The organism is Neobacillus sp. B4I6, assembly GCF_050434045.1.
Taxonomy (GTDB): Bacteria; Bacillota; Bacilli; order Bacillales; family Cytobacillaceae; genus Neobacillus.
This window is the reverse complement of sequence record NZ_JBNPWB010000002.1, coordinates 5,115,098-5,138,057: the sequence shown is the minus strand read 5'-3', so window position 1 is coordinate 5,138,057 and position 22,960 is coordinate 5,115,098. Positions and strand designations below refer to the sequence as shown.

The window sequence follows — 22,960 nt, the reverse complement described above, 5'->3', positions numbered from 1 at the left end:
GCGGTCCGGGTAGCCTCCTCGGCGCTAAGCGCCTGTGGGTCTCCCCTGCCCCGTCCTCCCGCAGGAGTCTTCGCGCCTTCCGCTCCAATCAACTTGGCTAAAAAAATCAACAATGACCTTAAATACAGCCAAAATAAAAAAGACACCCAACGACACTAATTACTATTATTTGAATGATAATAGTGAAAACAGTCGAACGATTCTTTTTGCTTGTTCACTAATTTGACAAACTTTTCTGACTATTAATTTTATAATTATCTGAACGATGAAAGAATAGGGAGTGTGATTTATGGAAAAGACAAATGCTAGTTTCATAGAACCAGTCAGAGAAGTTAATCTTCATTCATCGAAATGGGCTTTGCAGAGTGGAATGAAAAAAGTTCAACTAATGCTAGAGTCCTTTTTCATAAAAAAGGGGTACCTGTTATTAATGGTGGGTTTTTTGCTGGGACGGGCCTTGATTTTGGCAAAGTTGACTCCGTTTTGCCTTCCCTTTTTTGCCTCTGTTTATTTAATTAAACGAGATCGGGCACCGCTTGCCTTGATCGGATTGATTATCGGTGCAGTGACCATTTCGCTAACAAATGCGGCTTTTACCTTCGTAGTTACGCTCAGCTACATGGTAGTTTTCCGAATATGTAAGAAATGGTTAAGGAATGAAATGAAATCGACACCTTTTATTGTCGGTATTGTGCTTGGGCTGGGGAAACTGGCTGAAGCGTTTATACTTTCACAGCAATTGACACTATATGATTTAATGATGGTCGGAGTTCAAACAAGTCTTGCTTTTATTTTGACGTTAATTTTTTTACAAAGTATCCCATTGCTAACCTTTAATAAAAGGAGACAATTGTTAAAAACGGAAGAAATCGTTTGTCTAATCATTATGCTCGCTTCGATTATGACGGGGACAATTGGCTGGAAGGTTTATGACCTATCGGTTGAGCATATTATGTCGAGATACCTAGTATTAGTGTTTTCTTTTATAGCTGGTGCAACAGTCGGTTCGACAGTGGGGGTCGTCACTGGGTTAATTTTTAGTCTTGCTAGCGTATCTAGTTTTTACCATATGAGTTTACTTGCTTTTTCAGGTGTCTTGGGAGGCTTGATGAAGGAAGGTAAAAAAATAGGTGTTTCAATTGGATTATTTATCGCTACGCTCCTAATTGGCATGTATGGGGAAGGCGGAGGGTCCATCCTGCTTACTGTATTGGAGTCAGCAGCGGCCATCTTCTTATTCCTCTTAACACCTCAGGTATTAACTTCTCGATTAGCAAAGTATATCCCTGGTACACCGGAGTACACAGCAGAGCAGCAAAAATATATGCGTAAGATGCGCGATGTTACGGCACAGCGGGTTTCACAATTCTCTAATGTCTTCCATGCCTTGTCCAAAAGCTTTTCACAAATGGAGATCCAACCAAAAGAAGAGCAAAATGAACGTGAAATGGATTACTTTATGAGTAACGTAACCGAAAAAACTTGCCAAACATGCTTTAAGAAGGATCAATGCTGGGCGAACAATTTTAATACAACCTATGCCTATATGGAAGAAATTATTCATGAAATGGATCAAAACGACGGGAATATTTCTACTAAACTATCGCGAGAATGGGAAAAGATTTGTACACGATCAAAAAGAGTGTATGAATCGATTGGGCAAGAATTAACGTTTTTTCAAGCCAATCAAAAGTTGAAAAAGCAGGTTCAGGAAAGCCGCAGACTTGTTGCGGATCAATTGTTAGGTGTGTCTGAAGTGATGGATAATTTCGCGAAAGAGATCCAACGGGAAAGAGAAAACCACCACAAGCAGGAAGAACAAATTATGGAGGCCATGCAATCGTTCGGAATCCATATAGAACAAGTGGAAATCTATAGCCTCGAGCAAGGAAATGTCGATATTGAGATGTCTTTGCCATTTTGCGATGGCCATGGTGAATGTGACAAATTAATAGCACCGATGTTATCAGATATTCTCGGGGAAACCATTGTCGTTAATAAGGAAGAATGTGCAACCGTACCGAATGACCTTTGCCGTGTGACATTTAGATCATCAAAGGCGTTTACGGTAGAAACAGGAGTCGCCCATGCTGCCAAGGATGGGGGCCTTGTATCGGGAGACAGCTATTCGACCATTGAACTCGGATTAGGAAAATATGCGATAGCCATTAGTGATGGAATGGGAAATGGCGAGAGAGCCCATTACGAGAGTAAAGAAACACTGCTCCTATTACAAAAAATCCTCCAATCAGGAATCGAGGAGAAAGTAGCGATTAAATCTGTTAACTCGATCCTATCGCTCCGGACGCAGGATGAAATTTTTTCTACATTAGATTTAGCGATGATTGATCTGCAAAATGCTTCAGCCAAGTTCCTTAAGATTGGATCTACACCAAGCTTTATTAAAAGAGGGAGTAAGATTATTAAAATTCAGGCAAGCAATCTGCCAATAGGGATGATTCAAGAATTTGAAGTGGATGTGGTCAGTGAACAACTAAAAGCTGGAGATTTACTAATTATGATGAGCGATGGGGTGTTTGAAGGTCCCTTGCATGTAGAAAATTATGATTTATGGATGAAAAGAAAATTACAAGGATTAGAGACAGATAATCCGCAGGAGATAGCTGATTTAATTCTCGAGGAAGTCATTCGATCGAGATCTGAAATCATCCATGATGATATGACTGTGACCGTAGCGAAAATAAAACATAATACACCGAAATGGGCCTCCATTCCTGTTCCCAAATTGAAACGGCAGGCCTAATAGAGTATTTTACACCGTCTCTCATTAAAATATGTATAAATCATTTAGATCCCGTCGAAAATGGTACCAATACATGTTGTGAAGGGAGAAGGTTATGTATACAGGGAAAATTCGCCAAATTTTACTAATTACCGATGGATGTTCCAATCAAGGGGACGATCCAATTGCCATGGCTGCACTAGCGAAAGAACAAGGAATCACTGTTAATGTCATCGGTGTGATGGAGCAGGATACCATTGATGAAAAAGGAATGACCGAAATTGATGGGATCGCGATGTCAGGCGGGGGAGTCAGTCAGATTGTCTATGCCCAGCAGCTCTCACAAACGGTGCAAATGGTAACCCGTAAGGCGATGAACCAAACCATTCAGGGTGTGGTTAACCGTGAATTGCAACAAATTTTGGGACGTTCGCAAACAATGGAAGACCTCCCGCCTGAAAAACGGGGGGAAGTGATGGAGGTTGTCGATGAATTAGGGGAAACTGTCGAATTAGAAGTGTTGATTCTTGTCGATACAAGCGCAAGTATGAAACACAAACTCCCGACAGTTAAAGAAGCCCTGCTTGACCTTTCTCTAAGCTTGAACGCTCGAACAGGAGATAATCAATTTTCGGTATATGTATTTCCCGGGAAAAAGAAAGATGTCGAAAAATTGCTGGATTGGACACCTAAACTGCAAACTCTGACAAGTGTATTCTCCCAGTTGTCCACTGGAGGAGTAACACCGACAGGACCAGCGTTACGGACAGCGCTATCCTCTTTCGAAGAAAAACAATCCCTAAGGAGCCTGCTTTCACGTGATGATGAATCATACTTTGAAGAGTCAATGTAAGGTAAGCCAAGGGACAATCATTTCAGGGAAATGGCATTTAAAAAAGTATAAAATTATTAAGGAACTTGGATTTGGAGCAAACGGGGTGGTCTACCTTGCTGAGCATAATAGCACTCAAGTCGCTTTAAAAATGAGTGATAATGGTATGTCAATCACTTCTGAGGTAAATGTTTTAAAATCCTTAGCAAAGGTCCAGGGACCCCCAACCCTTGGACCTTCTTTGCTTGATGTCGATGATTGGCAGAGTAATAACGGACGCATTTCCTTTTATGTGATGGAATATATCCAAGGACCAGACTTTTTAACTTTTTTACAACAAAAGGGGAAATCCTGGACAAGTGTTTTATTTTTGCAGCTTTTAAATGATTTAGACAAGCTTCATGAAAATGGCTGGGTATTCGGGGACCTAAAGCCAGAAAACTTAATCGTCACAGGTCCTCCTCCAAAAATAAGATGCATTGATGTTGGCGGCACGACCATTCAAGGAAGAGCGATTAAGGAATTCACGGAGTTCTATGACCGCGGTTATTGGGGACTAGGGTCTAGGAAAGCTGAGCCTTCCTATGACCTGTTTGCAGTGGCAATGATTATGATTAATACCGCCTATCCCAAAAGATTAACGAAAACCAGTGGAGGAATATCGCAATTAAGAGATGCGATCCGACAGAAGCCGGAACTGCTAGCGTGGGAAAAGGTCATCCTAAAAGCACTTCAAGGCCATTATAGCAGCGCTAAACAAATGAGAGCAGACTTATTAGATCTTATGGTCGATAAAAAAGTGCCCGATCCGCTATTAAAGCCCATTGGTCCGACCAAACCTTCCCAAAAACAGCCGCCCCGGCCAGATTCAAAAGGGAACCAGCCTGTAACAAGGCAGCACTATCGGAAAAAGAAAAAAAAGAGTGGCTGGATGGAATTTTGGTTAATAGCGATCGTGTTAGGTCTTTTATATGGATGGTACACATTTAATAAATTGCTGTAATTGTTGAAACTATTCTCAAGGTCATTCGTATAAGAAGAAAGGTTATTTAATACGTAGTTCTTTAAGAGGATAAATAGGAAAAATTTCTAAGGATTTTGTAATGCCAATGCTTTGATAGTTTATTCGAAAAAGTGGTAGACTAATGTTATTCTAAACGTTTTAATGCTTTAAACTTTGTTTTAAGAAAGAGTGCAATCATATGTTGGAATCTAAGGTCAAGGCCTTTCTTAGTCACCAGGGATTCAGATTAGAATCCAAAAAGATTGTCATTGGTGTTTCGGGAGGCCCGGATTCGCTAGCGCTGCTTTACTTTTTGCTCGCGGAAAAAGAGAAACAAAACCTTTCCCTAGTTGTAGCCCATGTAGACCATATGTTTCGTGGTCAGGAGTCCTATGAGGATGCGCTGTTCGTCAAAGCATTTTGTGAACAGAATAATCTTCCGTTTGAGATGACTCGCGTCAATGTCCCAGAAATTATGGAAAGCACAGGAAAAAGTTCGCAAATCGCCGCAAGAGATGTAAGGTATGAGTTTTTTTCGAAGATTATGGAAAAGTATCAGTATCGATTTTTAGCCCTTGCACATCATGGTGATGATCAAATCGAAACCATGCTAATGAGATTAACAAGAGGCAGTGCGGGACTGGCTCGAGCGGGTATTCCTTTTTCGAGGCCATTTGAACAGGGAACCATTTTTCGTCCATTTTTAGGATTGGAAAGGGCTGATATTCAGGAATATTGCCTAAATCATAACCTAAGCCCGCGAATAGATCCGAGTAACGAGAAAGGGATCTATAGTAGAAATCGCTTTCGAAAAGAAGTTGTCCCTTTTTTAAAAAAGGAAAATCCACATGTGCATGAACATTTTCAACGGTTTAGCGAGGAATTAAAAAGTGATGAAACCTTTCTTCTGGAGTTAACTGTCCAACGAATGAATACAGTTATGACAAAAAAGGAAGAAAGTGAAATTACCATTGACATTAAACGCTTTCTTGAAGTGCCTATACCTTTACAAAGGCGAGGGATTCAACTAATATTAAACTATCTTTACAAAGAAATACCAGCTTCATTATCTGCCGTACATATCGATCAAGTATTTTTCATAATTAATCATCCTCACCCATCAGGTCAACTTGATTTGCCCAATGGTTTAAAAGTTTCCCGTTCCTATCATTCCCTTTCCTTCCAATTTCAACCGACCGAGGTTGAGTCATATCATTTTGAAATGACAGAGCCTGGAACGATTTTATTGCCAAATGGCGGGGAAATTAGCAGCAAATATATGGAGGGGGGCATTCCAACGGTAAGTCCATACACTGCCGTGTTTCATACAAGCAGTATTCAGTGGCCGATTATCATTCGTTCAAGGAAAATGGGTGATCGGATGACAATTAAGGGAATGCAAGGATCGAAAAAGTTAAAAGCCATATTTATTGATCAGAAAGTACCAGTTCATGATCGAAATATGTGGCCTGTACTCACCGACAAAGAAGGTTCTATTATCTGGCTTCCAGGTTTAAAAAAATCTTCTCTTGAAGGCATAGATTACTCAGCTAAACAATATATACTATTCAAATATCAAAAGTAACGATCTTCTAGGGGGCACATTTAGAATGAAACAGGATATTGAAAAGGTCTTAGTAACAGAAGAAGAGATTCAAATTAAAATCCGGGAGTTAGCGGGACAGTTAACGGAAGAGTATCAGGATCGATTCCCGCTTGCCATAGGTGTTCTAAAAGGTGCAATGCCGTTTATGGCTGATTTATTAAAACGGATGGATTGCTACCTTGAAATGGACTTTATGGATGTTTCCAGCTACGGAACTGGGCTTGTTTCTTCCGGAGAAGTAAAAATCCTCAAGGACCTAGATACATCTGTAGAAGGCAGAGACATTCTAATTATCGAGGATATAATCGATAGCGGTCTCACACTTAGTTATTTGGTTGACCTATTTAAATATCGGAAAGCAAAATCGATCAAGATTGTAACATTGCTCGATAAACCAACTGGTAGAAAAAGTGCAATTAAAGCTGATTATGTTGGTTTTATTGTGCCAGATGAATTTGTTGTTGGATATGGCTTGGATTATATTGAAAAATATCGAAACCTTCCATATATCGGTGTCTTAAAACCTGAAGTATACAGCAATAATCTTTAAGATACTTATTAGCTCATTCCTAAAGCAACATATAAAGCTTTAAGCATGAGGGTAATTCCTTGAATTAGTAATATTTTCTATGATACCATTTAGTATAGTTTGCCTATCGTGGGAGGAGGTAAGAGATGAATCGGATTTTCCGTAATACCATCTTTTATTTATTGATATTTTTAGTCATTATTGGTGTGGTGAGTTTCTTTAATGGAAGCAATGAACAAACAGATCATATTTCATATGATAAGTTTGTAACGCAATTAGAAAATGGCGAAGTGAAATCATTTTCAATGCAGCCTGAACGAGGCGTTTATGAAGTTCGTGGTGAGTTAGAAGCGAAAAGTAAAAAATTCATAACCTATATTCCAAACAGCGAAAAGATTCTTGACCGAATTGATAAAGCTGATTCTAAAGTGGAAGTAATGCCTGCCAAGGAAACAAGCGGATGGGTGACTTTCTTTACATCGATTATTCCGTTTGTGATTATCTTTATTTTATTTTTCTTCTTACTAAACCAAGCCCAAGGCGGCGGCAGCCGTGTGATGAACTTTGGTAAATCTAAGGCGAAGCTTTATAATGATGATAAGAAAAAGGTTCGTTTTAGAGATGTAGCTGGTGCGGATGAAGAAAAAGCAGAATTAGTTGAAGTGGTAGAATTCTTAAAGGATCCGCGGAAATATGCCGAACTGGGTGCCCGTATTCCAAAAGGAGTGCTTCTAGTAGGCCCTCCGGGTACTGGTAAAACATTGCTTGCTAGAGCCACTGCAGGAGAAGCTGGCGTTCCGTTTTTCTCGATAAGCGGTTCAGATTTCGTTGAAATGTTTGTCGGGGTCGGAGCTTCCCGTGTTCGTGATCTATTTGAAAATGCCAAGAAAAATGCACCTTGTATTATTTTTATTGATGAAATTGATGCAGTTGGACGTCAACGTGGCGCTGGACTAGGCGGCGGACATGATGAACGTGAGCAAACCTTGAACCAATTGCTTGTTGAGATGGATGGTTTTGGGGCAAATGAAGGAATTATCATTATTGCTGCTACAAACCGTGCCGATATTTTGGATCCAGCCCTTTTACGTCCTGGTCGTTTCGACCGACAAATTACCGTGGACCGTCCGGATGTGATCGGACGTGAAGCAGTACTTAAAGTACATGCACGTAATAAACCGTTAGATGAATCTGTAAACTTAAAGAATATTGCGATGCGTACACCAGGCTTTTCTGGTGCTGACTTAGAAAACTTATTGAATGAGGCGGCATTAGTTGCAGCCCGAAGCAGTAAGAAGAAAATCGATATGGAAGATATTGATGAAGCGACCGACCGGGTAATTGCTGGGCCTGCTAAAAAGAGCAGGGTTATTTCCCAAAAAGAACGTAATATCGTTGCATTCCATGAGGGCGGCCATACGGTAATTGGTTTGGTGCTAGATGAAGCCGACATGGTCCACAAAGTTACCATCGTTCCTCGTGGGCAGGCAGGCGGATATGCTGTCATGCTGCCTAGAGAAGACCGTTACTTTATGACGAAGCCTGAGTTGCTTGATAAAATTGTTGGTTTACTCGGTGGGCGTGTGGCGGAAGAGATTGTCTTTGGTGAAGTAAGTACTGGAGCCCACAACGATTTCCAACGCGCTACGGGAATTGCTCGTAAGATGGTAACTGAATATGGGATGAGTGATAAGCTTGGGCCGCTTCAGTTTGGTCAAGGTTCAGGCGGTCAGGTATTCTTAGGCCGTGACATTCATAATGAGCAAAATTATTCCGATGCGATTGCTTATGAAATTGACTTGGAAGTGCAAAGAATTATCAAGGAATGCTACGCTCGAGCTAAAGTCATTCTCACTGAAAATCGTGACAAGCTTGATCTCATTGCAAAGACACTTCTTGAAGTTGAAACCCTTGTTGCTGAACAAATTAAATATTTAGTTGACCATGGTCATATGCCAGCGCCTAATGTCGCTTTAGAAGCCGTTAAAATCGGTCCGAAAAAAGTAGAAGACGTGAAGGTTAATATCAATACGAAAAAGGATGAGGTTGAGCCGCTTAACCCTCCTAATGAAACAGATAATAAATAAATAGTCGAAAGAGTGCTTCATTGAAGCGCTCTTTTTTTTTATCAAAAAACATATTTATGTTATTATGTTTTCAGTATAGAAGAGAATAATCTGAAAAGTGAGTGATAGATGTGATTTTCGTATTTGATGTAGGGAATACCAATATTGTTCTGGGTGTTTATGATCGTGAGGAACTTAAATATCATTGGCGTGTAGAAACAAATAGAAATCGTACGGAAGATGAGTTTGGAATGAACATTAAAGCATTGTTTGATCATGTTGGCCTCTCTTTTTCAGATATTGATGGCATTATTATTTCCTCTGTTGTTCCACCAATTATGTTTGCGCTGGAAAGAATGTGTCAAAAGTATTTTCATGTGAAGCCGTTCGTTGTTGGACCAGGGATTAAAACGGGTTTAAATATTAAATATGAAAATCCAAGAGAAGTTGGGGCGGACAGAATTGTTAATGCTGTTGCCGCTATCCACGAATATGGCAGTCCCTTGATTATTGTCGATTTTGGAACCGCAACAACTTATTGTTATGTGAATGAGGAACGCCAATATATGGGTGGTGCGATTGCCCCGGGAGTGGGTATTTCAACAGAGGCCCTTTATTCGAGAGCGTCAAAATTGCCGAGAATTGAAATAGCCCGCCCTGAAGGGGTAATCGGCAAAAATACCGTGGCGGCGATGCAGGCTGGTATTGTCTACGGGTATGTAGGACAGGTAGAGGGCATCGTAAAGAGGATGATGGAGCAAAGCGAGAAGAAGCCAACGGTGATTGCGACAGGCGGACTAGCTAATTTAATTGCCCAAGAATCAACCATTATTGATATTGTTGATCCATTTTTAACTTTAAAAGGTTTACAGCTTATCTATAAGAGAAACGTGGATATCCTAAAGAATAACAGCTAGAAGGGGGTTTATAAATGAAGGATTATCTAGTAAAAGCACTTGCCTATGATGGCAATATTAGAGCCTATGCCGTTCGTACAACAGAAACGGTAAGTGAGGCGCAAAGGCGCCATCAAACCTGGCGGACGGCATCAGCTGCACTCGGCCGCACGATGACCGCAGGGGTAATGATGGGGGCTATGCTAAAGGGTGAGGATAAATTAACAATTAAAATCAACGGTGGCGGCCCGATTGGCCCAATTGTTGTTGATAGCAATGCTAAAGGGGAAGTCCGCGGGTATGTAACCAACCCAGAAGTTGATTTTGAATCAACTGAAAATGGCAAGCTTGATGTCCGCCGCGCGGTCGGTACTGAAGGGACACTTGCGGTTGTCAAGGATGTGGGTCTGCGTGACTTTTTCTCTGGACAGGTTCCGTTGGTATCAGGTGAATTAGGAGAAGACTTTACGTATTACTTTGCGACCTCTGAGCAAACTCCTTCTTCGGTTGGTGTCGGTGTTTTAGTAAATCCCGATGATAGCATTTTGGCAGCAGGCGGGTTTATTTTTCAATTAATGCCTGGGACACCGGAACGCATCATTTCAAATCTGGAAGAAAGATTAAAAACCATTGAGCCCATTTCCAAATTAATTGAACGAGGTTTAACACCAGAACAAATCCTCGAAGAGCTTTTTGGAAAAGAGCAAGTAAAGGTCTTAGAAACGATGCCAGTGGGCTTTGAATGTAATTGCTCTAAAGAACGCTTTGCCAATGCGATTGTTGGCTTAGGGGCAGCAGAGATCCATGCCATGATTGAAGAAGATGGACAGGCTGAGGCTCATTGTCACTTTTGCAATGAAAAGTACCTCTTTTCGAGCGATGAATTAGAAGAACTGAAAAAGGATGCAAAGTAAGGTGCTTACGCTTTTCTGATTGGGGGAGAGACGTTGGGGAGGAAGCAACTTTGGATGGTTATTGCGGCCCTGATCATGGTTAATTGCCTAACAATCGCCTTTTTTTTATCAAAGGCAAATCTGGCAGGTGGAGCAGTAATGAATGAAGAGGCAGTTGCAACAGTCGGAAAAAAAACAATCCTAAGACAAGAATGGCTGAATGAACTAGAAGCTAGATATGGAAAAGATGTTTTAAAAGAAATGGTCGATCAAAAGGTCATAGAGGAAATGGCAGCGAAATATAAAATTAAAATAACCAATCAAGATGTTGAACGTGAATATAGAATGCTGCAAGCCACCTATAATTCTTTGAGTAAACAGAGCGTAAAGAATGAAGAGAAGTGGAAGGAACAAATCCGAAGCAACCTCCTTTTAGAGGAACTTTTAACAAAAGATGTCGAGGTTTCAAACGATGAATTAAGTAACTATTATAAAAAAAATAAAGAGCTTTTTCATGTGCCGCCTGCCTTTCATTTATCACATATTGTTGTGAGTACAGAGGAAGAAGCAGACCAGGTCTTACAGGAATTAGCACAAGGTTCGGACTTTTCGACATTAGCGATGGAACGTTCGATTGAGGAATTTTCTGCTAATGAAGGCGGAGATATAGGATACCTTAGTGAGGAAGATGAACGCTACCCGGTCCAATATATCCAAATAGCTAAGGAATTAAAGAAAGGCGCCTACAGTATGCCAATCAAGGTAGACCAAGGTTATGCGATCATTAAGCTAGAAGGAAAAATAAATGGAAAGAAATATTCCTTTGAAGATGTAAAAGAGCAAATTCGGCGCCAAATTGCTCTAGAACAAATGAAATCCCCAGCTGCTGCTTCTACTTTTTGGAAAGATGCTCAGGTGGATTGGTTTTACGGTAAAGAAGGAAACTAAAAACACAGATGTTATTACTGTGTTTTTTCATTCTAAAATTTGAAATATTGTAAAAATAGCCGAACAAAACGATTGACAAACTAAGTATAAAACTGGTAAATTAAATTATATAAATCCAATCAAATTACTCGGAATAGGGGTGCTCTAAATGGTTCGTGTTGCAAATTCAGTTGCCGATCTAGTCGGTCAAACGCCTATCGTTAAATTAAACAGATTAGTAGATGAAAATAGTGCAGAGGTTTATTTAAAACTTGAATATTTTAATCCTGGAAGCAGTGTAAAGGATCGTATCGCTTTAGCTATGATTGAAGCAGCAGAAGAACAAGGTTTAATTAAACCTGGTGTTGATACCATTATTGAGCCTACAAGTGGAAATACTGGAATTGGACTAGCTATGATTGCTGCTGCAAAAGGTTACAAGGCCGTTTTTGTTATGCCTGAAACGATGAGTTTGGAAAGAAGGAATCTACTTCGTGCTTACGGTGCGGAACTTGTGTTAACACCTGGTCCAGCTGGTATGAAGGGTGCTATTGCTAAGGCAGAAGAATTAGTACAGGAACATGGTTATTTCTTACCGCAGCAATTTAAGAACCAAGCGAATCCTGAAGTTCATAGAAGAACAACAGGTAAAGAAATCGTTGAACAAATGGATCAATTAGATGCATTTGTTTCAGGAATCGGAACTGGAGGAACGATCTCTGGAGCAGGAAGTGTTCTTCGTGAAAAATTCCCTGAAATAAAAATCGTTGCTATTGAACCAACAGATTCACCTGTTCTTTCTGGCGGATCACCTGGCCCGCATAAGCTCCAAGGTCTTGGAGCAGGATTTATTCCAGAAACCTTAAATACTGATATTTATGATGAAGTGATTCAAGTTGGAACGGAAGATGCTTTTGCTGCAGCAAGACGTGCAGCTAAAGAAGAAGGAATTCTTGGTGGTATTTCTTCAGGAGCAGCAATCCATGCTGCATTAGAAGTTGCGAAGAAACTTGGAAAAGGTAAAAAGGTTCTAGCAATTATTCCTGATAACGGTGAACGTTATTTAAGTACAGTGCTTTACCAGTATGATGCTGAATAAATAGTAAAGTGGAAACGCCGCTGGGCGTTGAAATTAGACAATTAAAGAGAGGCGTCGGCTTACCGATGCTTCTTTTTTTTGTAAACTAATTAAGATTTCATGTATGATAAAAAGAGTGAAAAAAGCCTGTATAGGAGGATTAGGTATGAGAGCAACTCAAGAACAAATCAAATGTGGACCATATACCTTGGATAGTAGTAAAAAAACCATTATTATGGGCATTTTAAATGCAACTCCAGATTCCTTTTCAGATGGCGGCAAATTTAATCATGTTGAAATGGCTGTGGAACGAGCAAAAGAAATGGTCGCAAATGGGGCTGATATCATTGATATCGGCGGTGAATCGACACGGCCTGGCTTTGCAGCGGTTCCCCTCGAGGAAGAACTCAAACGGGTAATCCCGGTAATTGAGGCTATCGCTAAGCATGTCGATGTACCAATCTCGATTGATACGTATAAGGCAGAAGTGGCAAAGCAGGCGATTGAAGCAGGCGCCCATATAATCAATGATGTATGGGGGGCAAAAGCCGATGAAAAAATGGGTCAAGTTGCTGCAGACTACGGTGTTCCAATCGTGCTTATGCATAATCGTCATGACCGAAACTATAAGGTTTTCATGAGAGATGTCATTAATGATCTTTATGAAAGTATAACGATTGTCAAAAATGCAGGTGTAACGGATGAAAATATTATTCTCGACCCTGGTATCGGTTTTGCGAGAGATTACCAAGAAAATCTGCTAACAATGCAGAATTTAGATACATTTGTTAAACTGGGCTATCCAGTATTATTAGGGACATCCAGAAAAACAATGATTGGACAGGCATTAGATCTTCCAGTTCACGAAAGAATGGAAGGTACAGGAGCAACGATTTGTTATGGAATCCAAAAGGGCTGCCACATAATACGTGTTCACGATGTTAAGGAAATGAGCAGGATGGCAAAAATGATGGATGCCCTAATGGGAAAGGGTGAACTGATTGGATAAAATTTATGTCAATCGAATGGAGTTTTACGGCTACCATGGTGTTTTCCCGGAAGAGACTCGGCTGGGACAGCGATTTGAGGTTGATTTATCCGTTTCCCTTGATTTAAAAAAAGCAGGCGAAACAGATGAACTGGAGCACTCAGTAAATTATGCTGAGTTATACCAAGTATGTAAGGAAATAATCGAGGGGCAGCCGTATAAGTTAGTCGAAGCTGTTGCAGAAAGCATTGCTTCAAACGTCCTGATGGGGTTTCCACTTGTATCCGAGGTTACAGTAACCGTGATTAAGCCAAATCCGCCGATTTCGGGCCATTACAGGTCTGTTGCAGTAGAAATTACAAGGAGAAGATAAAAGTGGAAAACACAGCATTTATTGCCCTTGGATCGAATCTAGGAAACCGATATGATAATTTAACGAGTGCAATCAAAAAATTAACAAGCTATTCTGATCTTCACTTGGTAAATTACTCCTCTATTTACGAAACAGATCCGGTTGGCTATGAAGACCAAGACTTATTTTTGAATATGATAATTGAGATTCAGACGGCATTAAGTCCAATGGAAATGCTGGACTTATGCTTAAAAATCGAATTGGAACTTGGGAGAAAAAGGGAAATAAAGTGGGGTCCGCGAACAATAGACCTTGACATTCTTACCTTTAACCAAGAAAATATTGAAAGCGAGAGGCTCATAGTTCCACATCCGAGGATGTTAGAACGGGCTTTTGTAATTATTCCACTTTTAGAGATCATTCACGACAGTCCATTTTTAAAGATAAATAAATTGCTTGAATCATCGTTAGAAGAATTACCTGATAAAGAAGGAGTCCGAATATGGAAGCGGAAAAATGGGGAAGACGGATTCGTGCCTATCGGAAGCTAAAGGGCTTTACACAAGAAGGCTTTTCGAAGGAACTAGGTGTATCTGTATCAATCTTAGGAGAGATTGAAAGAGGAAATCGCCTGCCTGCAGTTGACCTGCTTGAGAGAATTGCGTATTCATTAAAAATAAGTATAGATGATTTAACTCCTAAGGAATAAGTTCATCAAAGAATAGGAGGTAGTTTCATGTTGAAAATTGGCGAAATTGAAATGAAGAATCCAGTGGTTTTAGCTCCAATGGCTGGGGTATGTAACTCTGCATTCCGTCTAACGGTGAAAGAGTTCGGTGCTGGTTTAGTTTGTGCAGAGATGGTAAGCGATAAAGGTATCGTTTATAAAAACGAAAAAACAATGAATATGCTCTACATCGATGAGCGTGAAAAACCGCTTAGCTTGCAAATTTTTGGCGGCAAAAGGGAAACGCTTGTCGAAGCAGCCAAATTTGTTGATAAGAATACCAATGCCGATATTATCGATATTAATATGGGCTGCCCTGTTCCAAAAATCACTAAATGTGATGCGGGAGCGAAATGGCTTCTTGATCCAAATAAAATCTACGAGATGGTTTCTGCGGTAGTTGCGGAAGTGGAAAAGCCTGTTACAGTGAAAATGCGGATGGGCTGGGATGAACAGCATATTTTTGCTGTTAAAAATGCCCAAGCAGTCGAACGCGCAGGAGGAAAGGCTGTGTCGCTTCATGGTCGAACGCGTGTTCAAATGTATGAAGGAAAAGCTAACTGGGATATCATCCGTGAAGTAAAGCAAAACCTTAACATTCCGTTAATTGGGAATGGGGACGTCCAGACACCACAGGATGCCAAACGAATGCTCGAGGAAACTGGTGTGGACGGAGTCATGATTGGAAGAGCTGCATTAGGAGATCCATGGATGATTTATCGTACCGTACAATATTTAGAATCTGGGATATTAATGCCTCAACCAACTGTTAGAGAAAAGATTGATGTATGTATTCTTCATCTTGACCGCTTAATCGCTCTGAAAAATGAAAATATTGCGGTTCGCGAAATGCGCAAGCATACTGCTTGGTATTTAAAAGGGGTCCGCGGCAACGCTAAAGCTCGTAATGCCATTAATGAGTGTGAAACAAGAGATCACTTAGTGACATTATTAAACGACTTAGTGTTAGAAGTTGAGGAAAAAGAACAAAGTCAGTTGATTGTAGGGTAAATTTGTCACTTAAAGTGTCTTTTTCTATACTAATTGGATGCTGCCAGTGAAATAACTGGCAGTTTTTATTTTATTAAGATCTTTTTTGATGTCTGAAACTATAAGTTTGTGTAAAATAATAAAGTATGTAGAAAAATGGATAGATTAATAAAAGCATTTTACATAATAAATGATTATTGGAGTGGATTTTATGAGTCAGGAAGATTTAAATGACCAATTAAGGGTCAGACGTGAAAAAATGAACACCATGCGCGAAAATGGTCTTGATCCATTTGGTAAGCGTTTTGACCGTTCACACAATACAAATGAATTGATTGAGCAATATGGAGAACTAGAAAAAGAAGACATCGAAGCAAAAAACATTTCTGTTTCTTTAGCAGGCCGAATTATGACGAAGCGTGGAAAAGGTAAAGCAGGTTTTGCGCATGTTCAAGATTTAACGGGTCAAATTCAAGTATATGTTCGTCAGGATGCTATTGGTGAAGAGAATTACAAACTATTTGATACCGCTGATCTAGGGGATATTATTGGGGTAACTGGAACATTATTTAAAACAAAAGTGGGCGAGCTATCCGTAAAGGTAGAAAACTTTGTGTTCTTAACAAAGGCATTGCGTCCGCTGCCTGATAAGTTCCATGGACTTAAAGATGTAGAACAGCGCTACCGTCAGCGTTATTTGGATTTAATTATGAGCCAAGAAAGTAAGGCGACATTTATTGCGAGAAGCCGTATTATTCAATCGATGCGTCGTTATTTAGATGACCATGGTTATTTAGAAGTTGAAACACCTATGATGCATTCTATCGCTGGGGGTGCGTCCGCACGTCCGTTCATTACGCATCATAATGCTCTCGATATGCCGTTGTTTATGAGGATTGCCATTGAGCTTCACTTAAAGCGGTTAATTGTCGGGGGGCTAGAAAAGGTTTATGAAATTGGCCGTGTATTCCGGAATGAAGGGGTCTCTACCCGTCATAACCCAGAATTCACAATGATTGAACTTTACGAAGCCTACGCAGATTATCGCGATATCATGAGTCTTACTGAGAATTTAATCGCCCACATTGCTAAAGAAGTAGTTGGTTCCACTACAATTCAATATGGGGATTATGAAGTAGACCTTAAACCGGAATGGAAAAGACTTCACATGGTTGATGCCATCAAAGAATACACGGGTGCAGATTTCTGGAAAGAGATGAGTGTGGAAGAGGCTCGTGAACTTGCTAAAGAACATGGTGTCGAAATTAATAACAACATGCTTTATGGTCACATTGTAAATGAGTTCTTTGAGCAAAAAGTAGAGGAAAAGTTAATCCAGCCTACGTTTATTTACGGCCATCCAGTAGAAATTTCGCCGCTTGCGAAGAAAAATGATGAGGATCCGCGATTTACAGATCGTTTTGAATTATTTATTGTAGCGCGTGAACATGCAAACGCGTTTACAGAGCTTAATGATCCGATTGATCAAAGAGAACGTTTCGAAGCGCAATTAAAAGAACGCGAACAAGGGAATGACGAAGCCCATATGATGGATGATGACTTCGTTGAAGCTCTGGAGTATGGTATGCCGCCTACTGGAGGATTAGGAATCGGAATAGACCGCGTAGTTATGCTGCTGACTAATTCACCATCTATCCGCGACGTACTGTTATTCCCGTTAATGCGTCATAAGTAATATCTTTAGAAAGTGCCGGTGCCACTGGCACTTTTTTTAATGCTTTTAGCCTTGAAGAGTTAGAATATTTTTACTTTGTAATTTTATATAAAAAAATAATAAATACTATTGCACTAGGTCTTTAATGGTGGTATATTAATATCTGTTGCTGCGAGGCAGTGATGACAAGATAAAAAAAATAAAAAAAGTTATTGACTTTACATTGATAACTTGGTAAGATTATAAAGTCGCTTTTAGGCGATAGAGAAAATTGATCTTTGAAAACTAAACAAACAAAATCGTGCAAACAAACAAAATTTTTAGTTTCAATTAAGAAACTAAGCCAACGTAACAAAATGAGCTAATCAACTTTCTTGGAGAGTTTGATCCTGGCTCAGGACGAACGCTGGCGGCGTGCCTAATACATGCAAGTCGAGCGAACCAATAGGAGCTTGCTCCTGTTGGTTAGCGGCGGACGGGTGAGTAACACGTGGGCAACCTGCCTGTAAGACTGGGATAACACCGGGAAACCGGTGCTAATACCGGATAATCCTTTTCCTCTCATGAGGAAAAGCTGAAAGTCGGTTTCGGCTGACACTTACAGATGGGCCCGCGGCGCATTAGCTAGTTGGTGAGGTAATGGCTCACCAAGGCGACGATGCGTAGCCGACCTGAGAGGGTGATCGGCCACACTGGGACTGAGACACGGCCCAGACTCCTACGGGAGGCAGCAGTAGGGAATCTTCCACAATGGACGAAAGTCTGATGGAGCAACGCCGCGTGAGCGATGAAGGCCTTCGGGTCGTAAAGCTCTGTTGTTAGGGAAGAATAAGTACCGGAGTAACTGCCGGTACCTTGACGGTACCTAACCAGAAAGCCACGGCTAACTACGTGCCAGCAGCCGCGGTAATACGTAGGTGGCAAGCGTTGTCCGGAATTATTGGGCGTAAAGCGCGCGCAGGCGGTCCTTTAAGTCTGATGTGAAAGCCCACGGCTCAACCGTGGAGGGTCATTGGAAACTGGGGGACTTGAGTGCAGAAGAGGAAAGCGGAATTCCACGTGTAGCGGTGAAATGCGTAGAGATGTGGAGGAACACCAGTGGCGAAGGCGGCTTTCTGGTCTGTAACTGACGCTGAGGCGCGAAAGCGTGGGGAGCAAACAGGATTAGATACCCTGGTAGTCCACGCCGTAAACGATGAGTGCTAAGTGTTAGGGGGTTTCCGCCCCTTAGTGCTGCAGCTAACGCATTAAGCACTCCGCCTGGGGAGTACGGCCGCAAGGCTGAAACTCAAAGGAATTGACGGGGGCCCGCACAAGCGGTGGAGCATGTGGTTTAATTCGAAGCAACGCGAAGAACCTTACCAGGTCTTGACATCCTCTGACACTCCTAGAGATAGGAATTTCCCCTTCGGGGGACAGAGTGACAGGTGGTGCATGGTTGTCGTCAGCTCGTGTCGTGAGATGTTGGGTTAAGTCCCGCAACGAGCGCAACCCTTGATCTTAGTTGCCAGCATTCAGTTGGGCACTCTAAGGTGACTGCCGGTGACAAACCGGAGGAAGGTGGGGATGACGTCAAATCATCATGCCCCTTATGACCTGGGCTACACACGTGCTACAATGGATGGTACAAAGGGCTGCAAGACCGCGAGGTTTAGCCAATCCCATAAAACCATTCTCAGTTCGGATTGCAGGCTGCAACTCGCCTGCATGAAGCCGGAATCGCTAGTAATCGCGGATCAGCATGCCGCGGTGAATACGTTCCCGGGCCTTGTACACACCGCCCGTCACACCACGAGAGTTTGTAACACCCGAAGTCGGTGGGGTAACCGCAAGGAGCCAGCCGCCTAAGGTGGGACAGATGATTGGGGTGAAGTCGTAACAAGGTAGCCGTATCGGAAGGTGCGGCTGGATCACCTCCTTTCTAAGGATAAAGCTGGACCTGTGAGCCAGACAAAACAGTTTGTGACACGATCTTTGTTTGTTTAGTTTTGAGAGTACAATTCTCTCAAAGCTTTTTTTAATCGTTCTTTGAAAACTAGATAATCGTAATGAAGAAGTCAATGTAAGAACCGAGTCAATGCCATTTTAGTTTTCTCTCTTATGTAAGTAAGAGAATAACCTTTTAGGTTAAGTTAGAAAGGGCGCACGGTGAATGCCTTGGCACTAGGAGCCGATGAAGGACGGGACTAACACCGATATGCTTCGGGGAGCTGTAAGTAAGCTTTGATCCGGAGATTTCCGAATGGGGGAACCCACTGTTCGTAATGGAACAGTATCTTTACCTGAATACATAGGGTATTGAAGGCATACCCGGGGAACTGAAACATCTAAGTACCCGGAGGAAGAGAAAGCAAACGCGATTCCCTGAGTAGCGGCGAGCGAAACGGGACATAGCCCAAACCAAGAGGCTTGCCTCTTGGGGTTGTAGGACACTCAACATGGAGTTACAAAGGAACGGGGTAGATGAAGCGATCTGGAAAGGTCCGTCATAGAAGGTAAAAACCCTGTAGTCGAAACTTCGTTCCCTCCTGAGTGGATCCTGAGTACGGCCGGACACGAGAAATCCGGTCGGAAGCAGGGAGGACCATCTCCCAAGGCTAAATACTCCCTAGTGACCGATAGTGAACCAGTACCGTGAGGGAAAGGTGAAAAGCACCCCGGAAGGGGAGTGAAATAGTTCCTGAAACCGTGTGCCTACAAGTAGTTAGAGCCCGTTAATGGGTGATAGCGTGCCTTTTGTAGAATGAACCGGCGAGTTACGATCCCATGCAAGGTTAAGTTGAAGAGACGGAGCCGCAGCGAAAGCGAGTCTGAATAGGGCGTATGAGTATGTGGTCGTAGACCCGAAACCAGGTGATCTACCCATGTCCAGGGTGAAGTCCAGGTAACACTGGATGGAGGCCCGAACCCACGCACGTTGAAAAGTGCGGGGATGAGGTGTGGGTAGCGGAGAAATTCCAATCGAACTTGGAGATAGCTGGTTCTCTCCGAAATAGCTTTAGGGCTAGCCTCACGTAGTAAGAGTCTTGGAGGTAGAGCACTGTTTGGACTAGGGGCCCTCATCGGGTTACCGAATTCAGACAAACTCCGAATGCCAAAGACTTATCCGTGGGAGTCAGACTGCGAGTGATAAGATCCGTAGTCAAAAGGGAAACAGCCCAGACCACCAGCTAAGGTCCCAAAGTATACGTTAAGTGGAAAAGGATGTGGAGTTGTTTAGACAACCAGGATGTTGGCTTAGAAGCAGCCACCATTTAAAGAGTGCGTAATAGCTCACTGGTCGAATGACTCTGCGCCGAAAATGTACCGGGGCTAAACGTATCACCGAAGCTGTGGATTGACATCTTAGATGTCAGTGGTAGGAGAGCGTTCTAAGGGCGTTGAAGCTAGACCGTAAGGACTGGTGGAGCGCTTAGAAGTGAGAATGCCGGTATGAGTAGCGAAAGATGAGTGAGAATCTCATCCACCGAATGCCTAAGGTTTCCTGAGGAAGGCTCGTCCGCTCAGGGTTAGTCGGGACCTAAGCCGAGGCCGAAAGGCGTAGGCGATGGACAACAGGTTGATATTCCTGTACCACCTCTTTATCGTTTGAGCAATGGGGGGACGCAGGAGGATAGGGTAAGCGCGCTGTTGGATATGCGCGTCTAAGCAGTTAGGCTGAGAAGTAGGCAAATCCGCTTCTCGCGAAGGCTGAGCTGTGATAGCGAGGGAAATTTAGTACCGAAGTTCCTGATTCCACACTGCCAAGAAAAGCCTCTAGCGAGATAAAAGGTGCCCGTACCGCAAACCGACACAGGTAGGCGAGGAGAGAATCCTAAGGTGAGCGAGAGAACTCTCGTTAAGGAACTCGGCAAAATGACCCCGTAACTTCGGGAGAAGGGGTGCTTTTTGAGGTGAATAGCCTCGAAGAGCCGCAGTGAATAGGCCCAGGCGACTGTTTAGCAAAAACACAGGTCTCTGCGAAGCCGCAAGGCGAAGTATAGGGGCTGACGCCTGCCCGGTGCTGGAAGGTTAAGAGGAGGGGTTAGCGCAAGCGAAGCTCTGAATCGAAGCCCCAGTAAACGGCGGCCGTAACTATAACGGTCCTAAGGTAGCGAAATTCCTTGTCGGGTAAGTTCCGACCCGCACGAAAGGCGTAACGATCTGGGCACTGTCTCAACGAGAGACTCGGTGAAATTATAGTACCTGTGAAGATGCAGGTTACCCGCGACAGGACGGAAAGACCCCGTGGAGCTTTACTGTAGCCTGATATTGAATTTTGGTACAGCTTGTACAGGATAGGTAGGAGCCTGAGAAGCCGGAGCGCTAGCTTCGGTGGAGGCGTCGGTGGGATACTACCCTGGCTGTATTGAAATTCTAACCCGCACCCCTGATCGGGGTGGGAGACAGTGTCAGGTGGGCAGTTTGACTGGGGCGGTCGCCTCCTAAAGAGTAACGGAGGCGCCCAAAGGTTCCCTCAGAATGGTTGGAAATCATTCGCAGAGTGTAAAGGCACAAGGGAGCTTGACTGCGAGACCTACAAGTCGAGCAGGGACGAAAGTCGGGCTTAGTGATCCGGTGGTTCCGCATGGAAGGGCCATCGCTCAACGGATAAAAGCTACCCCGGGGATAACAGGCTTATCTCCCCCAAGAGTCCACATCGACGGGGAGGTTTGGCACCTCGATGTCGGCTCATCGCATCCTGGGGCTGTAGTCGGTCCCAAGGGTTGGGCTGTTCGCCCATTAAAGCGGTACGCGAGCTGGGTTCAGAACGTCGTGAGACAGTTCGGTCCCTATCCGTCGTGGGCGCAGGAAATTTGAGAGGAGCTGTCCTTAGTACGAGAGGACCGGGATGGACGCACCGCTGGTGTACCAGTTGTTCTGCCAAGGGCATCGCTGGGTAGCTATGTGCGGACGGGATAAGTGCTGAAAGCATCTAAGCATGAAGCCCCCCTCAAGATGAGATTTCCCATAGCGCAAGCTAGTAAGAACCCTGAAAGATGATCAGGTTGATAGGTCAGAGGTGGAAGCGTGGTAACATGTGGAGCTGACTGATACTAATCGTTCGAGGACTTAACCAATTTATAAGGCATACTCATTTTACAACTTCTTCTGCATTATCTAGTTTTGAGGGAATGATTCCTCAATTAAATAGTCTGGCAGCAATGGCGAGAAGGTCACACCCGTTCCCATACCGAACACGGAAGTTAAGCTTCTCAGCGCCGATGGTAGTTGGGACACGCGTCCCTGTGAGAGTAGGACGTTGCCAGGCGGTATATATGGAGGATTAGCTCAGCTGGGAGAGCATCTGCCTTACAAGCAGAGGGTCGGCGGTTCGAGCCCGTCATCCTCCACCATATTTACCTTTTTTACATTATGCCGGGGTAGCTCAATTGGTAGAGCACGACCGAATAAGCTTCCTGAATGAACTTCAGCATACTGACCGAGCTGCTGCTTGCATAAGCTTTCTGAGGTCAGGATGACGGTAACAATACCAGCGTGTTCAAACTTAATATATTTCCATACTTTACGCCGGGGTAGCTCAATTGGTAGAGCAACTGACTTGTAATCAGTAGGTTGGGGGTTCAAGTCCTCTCGCCGGCACCATTTTTCTTTCATCTTATGATGAGCCATTAGCTCAGTTGGTAGAGCAGATTGCGTACTTCATTGAAGGAG

The 22,960-nt window shown here is 42.8% G+C and carries 16 protein-coding genes, 2 tRNA genes and 3 rRNA genes; all 21 read left to right on the top strand.

Annotated elements, in window-relative coordinates:
- The first annotated feature begins 289 nt into the window (after positions 1-289).
- The gene (gene spoIIE / locus QF028_RS27615) at positions 290-2,764 is read left to right on the top strand and encodes a stage II sporulation protein E (protein ID WP_429470584.1); all 2,475 of its coding nucleotides are present in this window, start codon (positions 290-292) and stop codon (positions 2,762-2,764) included.
- Positions 2,765-2,858: 94 nt separating this feature from the next.
- Positions 2,859-3,596 carry a VWA domain-containing protein gene (locus QF028_RS27610; RefSeq protein ID WP_429470582.1) on the top strand — a complete coding sequence of 246 codons (738 nt, stop codon included), beginning with the start codon at positions 2,859-2,861 and terminating at the stop codon, positions 3,594-3,596.
- On the top strand, positions 3,565-4,578 hold the full coding sequence (locus tag QF028_RS27605; RefSeq protein WP_429472568.1) for a serine/threonine protein kinase: 1,014 nt from the start codon (positions 3,565-3,567) through the stop codon (positions 4,576-4,578). Before QF028_RS27610 ends, QF028_RS27605 begins: the two co-directional genes overlap by 32 nt.
- 199 nt (positions 4,579-4,777) lie before the next feature.
- The gene (gene tilS, locus QF028_RS27600; RefSeq protein ID WP_429470580.1) at positions 4,778-6,163 is read left to right on the top strand and encodes a tRNA lysidine(34) synthetase TilS; all 1,386 of its coding nucleotides are present in this window, start codon (positions 4,778-4,780) and stop codon (positions 6,161-6,163) included.
- A 25-nt stretch (positions 6,164-6,188) separates the two neighbouring features.
- Complete coding sequence (gene hpt, locus QF028_RS27595) at positions 6,189-6,734, top strand: hypoxanthine phosphoribosyltransferase (protein ID WP_168241473.1); 546 nt, start codon at positions 6,189-6,191, stop codon at positions 6,732-6,734.
- A 125-nt stretch (positions 6,735-6,859) separates the two neighbouring features.
- The gene (gene ftsH / locus QF028_RS27590; RefSeq protein WP_410889046.1) at positions 6,860-8,800 is read left to right on the top strand and encodes an ATP-dependent zinc metalloprotease FtsH; all 1,941 of its coding nucleotides are present in this window, start codon (positions 6,860-6,862) and stop codon (positions 8,798-8,800) included.
- Between the two features lie 110 nt (positions 8,801-8,910).
- Entirely contained in the window at positions 8,911-9,696 is a 786-nt protein-coding gene (locus QF028_RS27585) for a type III pantothenate kinase (protein WP_410889047.1), read from the top strand.
- Positions 9,697-9,710: 14 nt separating this feature from the next.
- Positions 9,711-10,589 (top strand): Hsp33 family molecular chaperone HslO, encoded by an 879-nt coding sequence (hslO, locus tag QF028_RS27580; RefSeq protein ID WP_429470577.1) that lies wholly within the window; start codon positions 9,711-9,713, stop codon positions 10,587-10,589.
- 33 nt (positions 10,590-10,622) lie between these two features.
- On the top strand, positions 10,623-11,516 hold the full coding sequence (locus tag QF028_RS27575; protein WP_429470575.1) for a peptidyl-prolyl cis-trans isomerase: 894 nt from the start codon (positions 10,623-10,625) through the stop codon (positions 11,514-11,516).
- Positions 11,517-11,664: 148 nt separating this feature from the next.
- Positions 11,665-12,594: a cysteine synthase A gene (gene cysK / locus QF028_RS27570; RefSeq protein ID WP_215000024.1), complete on the top strand. Its 930-nt coding sequence runs from the start codon at positions 11,665-11,667 to the stop codon at positions 12,592-12,594.
- 145 nt (positions 12,595-12,739) lie between these two features.
- The gene (folP, locus tag QF028_RS27565; protein ID WP_410889053.1) at positions 12,740-13,582 is read left to right on the top strand and encodes a dihydropteroate synthase; all 843 of its coding nucleotides are present in this window, start codon (positions 12,740-12,742) and stop codon (positions 13,580-13,582) included.
- Positions 13,575-13,934, top strand: a complete 360-nt coding sequence (folB, locus tag QF028_RS27560; RefSeq protein ID WP_214717294.1) for a dihydroneopterin aldolase — start codon at positions 13,575-13,577, stop codon at positions 13,932-13,934. The genes folP and folB overlap by 8 nt, the downstream gene beginning before the upstream one ends.
- A gap of 2 nt (positions 13,935-13,936) precedes the next feature.
- Complete coding sequence (gene folK, locus QF028_RS27555; RefSeq protein ID WP_429470572.1) at positions 13,937-14,464, top strand: 2-amino-4-hydroxy-6-hydroxymethyldihydropteridine diphosphokinase; 528 nt, start codon at positions 13,937-13,939, stop codon at positions 14,462-14,464.
- A complete protein-coding gene (locus QF028_RS27550; RefSeq protein WP_429470570.1) occupies positions 14,416-14,622 on the top strand; it encodes a helix-turn-helix domain-containing protein in 207 nt (68 codons plus the stop codon). Before folK ends, QF028_RS27550 begins: the two co-directional genes overlap by 49 nt.
- Before the next feature lie 27 nt (positions 14,623-14,649).
- On the top strand, positions 14,650-15,651 hold the full coding sequence (gene dusB / locus QF028_RS27545) for a tRNA dihydrouridine synthase DusB (protein ID WP_429470568.1): 1,002 nt from the start codon (positions 14,650-14,652) through the stop codon (positions 15,649-15,651).
- Between the two features lie 190 nt (positions 15,652-15,841).
- Positions 15,842-17,326 carry a lysine--tRNA ligase gene (gene lysS, locus QF028_RS27540; protein ID WP_429470566.1) on the top strand — a complete coding sequence of 495 codons (1,485 nt, stop codon included), beginning with the start codon at positions 15,842-15,844 and terminating at the stop codon, positions 17,324-17,326.
- 350 nt (positions 17,327-17,676) lie between these two features.
- Positions 17,677-19,226 (top strand): 16S ribosomal RNA (locus tag QF028_RS27535).
- 204 nt (positions 19,227-19,430) lie between these two features.
- Positions 19,431-22,365, top strand: a 23S ribosomal RNA gene (locus QF028_RS27530).
- Positions 22,366-22,439: 74 nt separating this feature from the next.
- Positions 22,440-22,556, top strand: a 5S ribosomal RNA gene (gene rrf / locus QF028_RS27525).
- Together the 16S, 23S and 5S rRNA genes with 2 tRNA genes alongside form the textbook arrangement of a ribosomal RNA operon.
- Before the next feature lie 9 nt (positions 22,557-22,565).
- Positions 22,566-22,641: transfer RNA gene (locus tag QF028_RS27520), tRNA-Val, on the top strand.
- 174 nt (positions 22,642-22,815) lie between these two features.
- Positions 22,816-22,891: transfer RNA gene (locus QF028_RS27515), tRNA-Thr, on the top strand.
- The last annotated feature ends 69 nt before the right edge of the window (positions 22,892-22,960 follow it).

Coding starts and splice junctions, on each gene's coding strand:
- spoIIE (WP_429470584.1), top strand. CDS start 290: ATGGAAAAGACAAATGCTAGTTTCATAGAACCAGTCAGAGAAGTTAAT.
- QF028_RS27610 (WP_429470582.1), top strand. CDS start 2,859: ATGTATACAGGGAAAATTCGCCAAATTTTACTAATTACCGATGGATGT.
- QF028_RS27605 (WP_429472568.1), top strand. CDS start 3,565: ATGATGAATCATACTTTGAAGAGTCAATGTAAGGTAAGCCAAGGGACA.
- tilS (WP_429470580.1), top strand. CDS start 4,778: ATGTTGGAATCTAAGGTCAAGGCCTTTCTTAGTCACCAGGGATTCAGA.
- hpt (WP_168241473.1), top strand. CDS start 6,189: ATGAAACAGGATATTGAAAAGGTCTTAGTAACAGAAGAAGAGATTCAA.
- ftsH (WP_410889046.1), top strand. CDS start 6,860: ATGAATCGGATTTTCCGTAATACCATCTTTTATTTATTGATATTTTTA.
- hslO (WP_429470577.1), top strand. CDS start 9,711: ATGAAGGATTATCTAGTAAAAGCACTTGCCTATGATGGCAATATTAGA.
- cysK (WP_215000024.1), top strand. CDS start 11,665: ATGGTTCGTGTTGCAAATTCAGTTGCCGATCTAGTCGGTCAAACGCCT.
- folP (WP_410889053.1), top strand. CDS start 12,740: ATGAGAGCAACTCAAGAACAAATCAAATGTGGACCATATACCTTGGAT.
- QF028_RS27550 (WP_429470570.1), top strand. CDS start 14,416: ATGGAAGCGGAAAAATGGGGAAGACGGATTCGTGCCTATCGGAAGCTA.
- dusB (WP_429470568.1), top strand. CDS start 14,650: ATGTTGAAAATTGGCGAAATTGAAATGAAGAATCCAGTGGTTTTAGCT.
- lysS (WP_429470566.1), top strand. CDS start 15,842: ATGAGTCAGGAAGATTTAAATGACCAATTAAGGGTCAGACGTGAAAAA.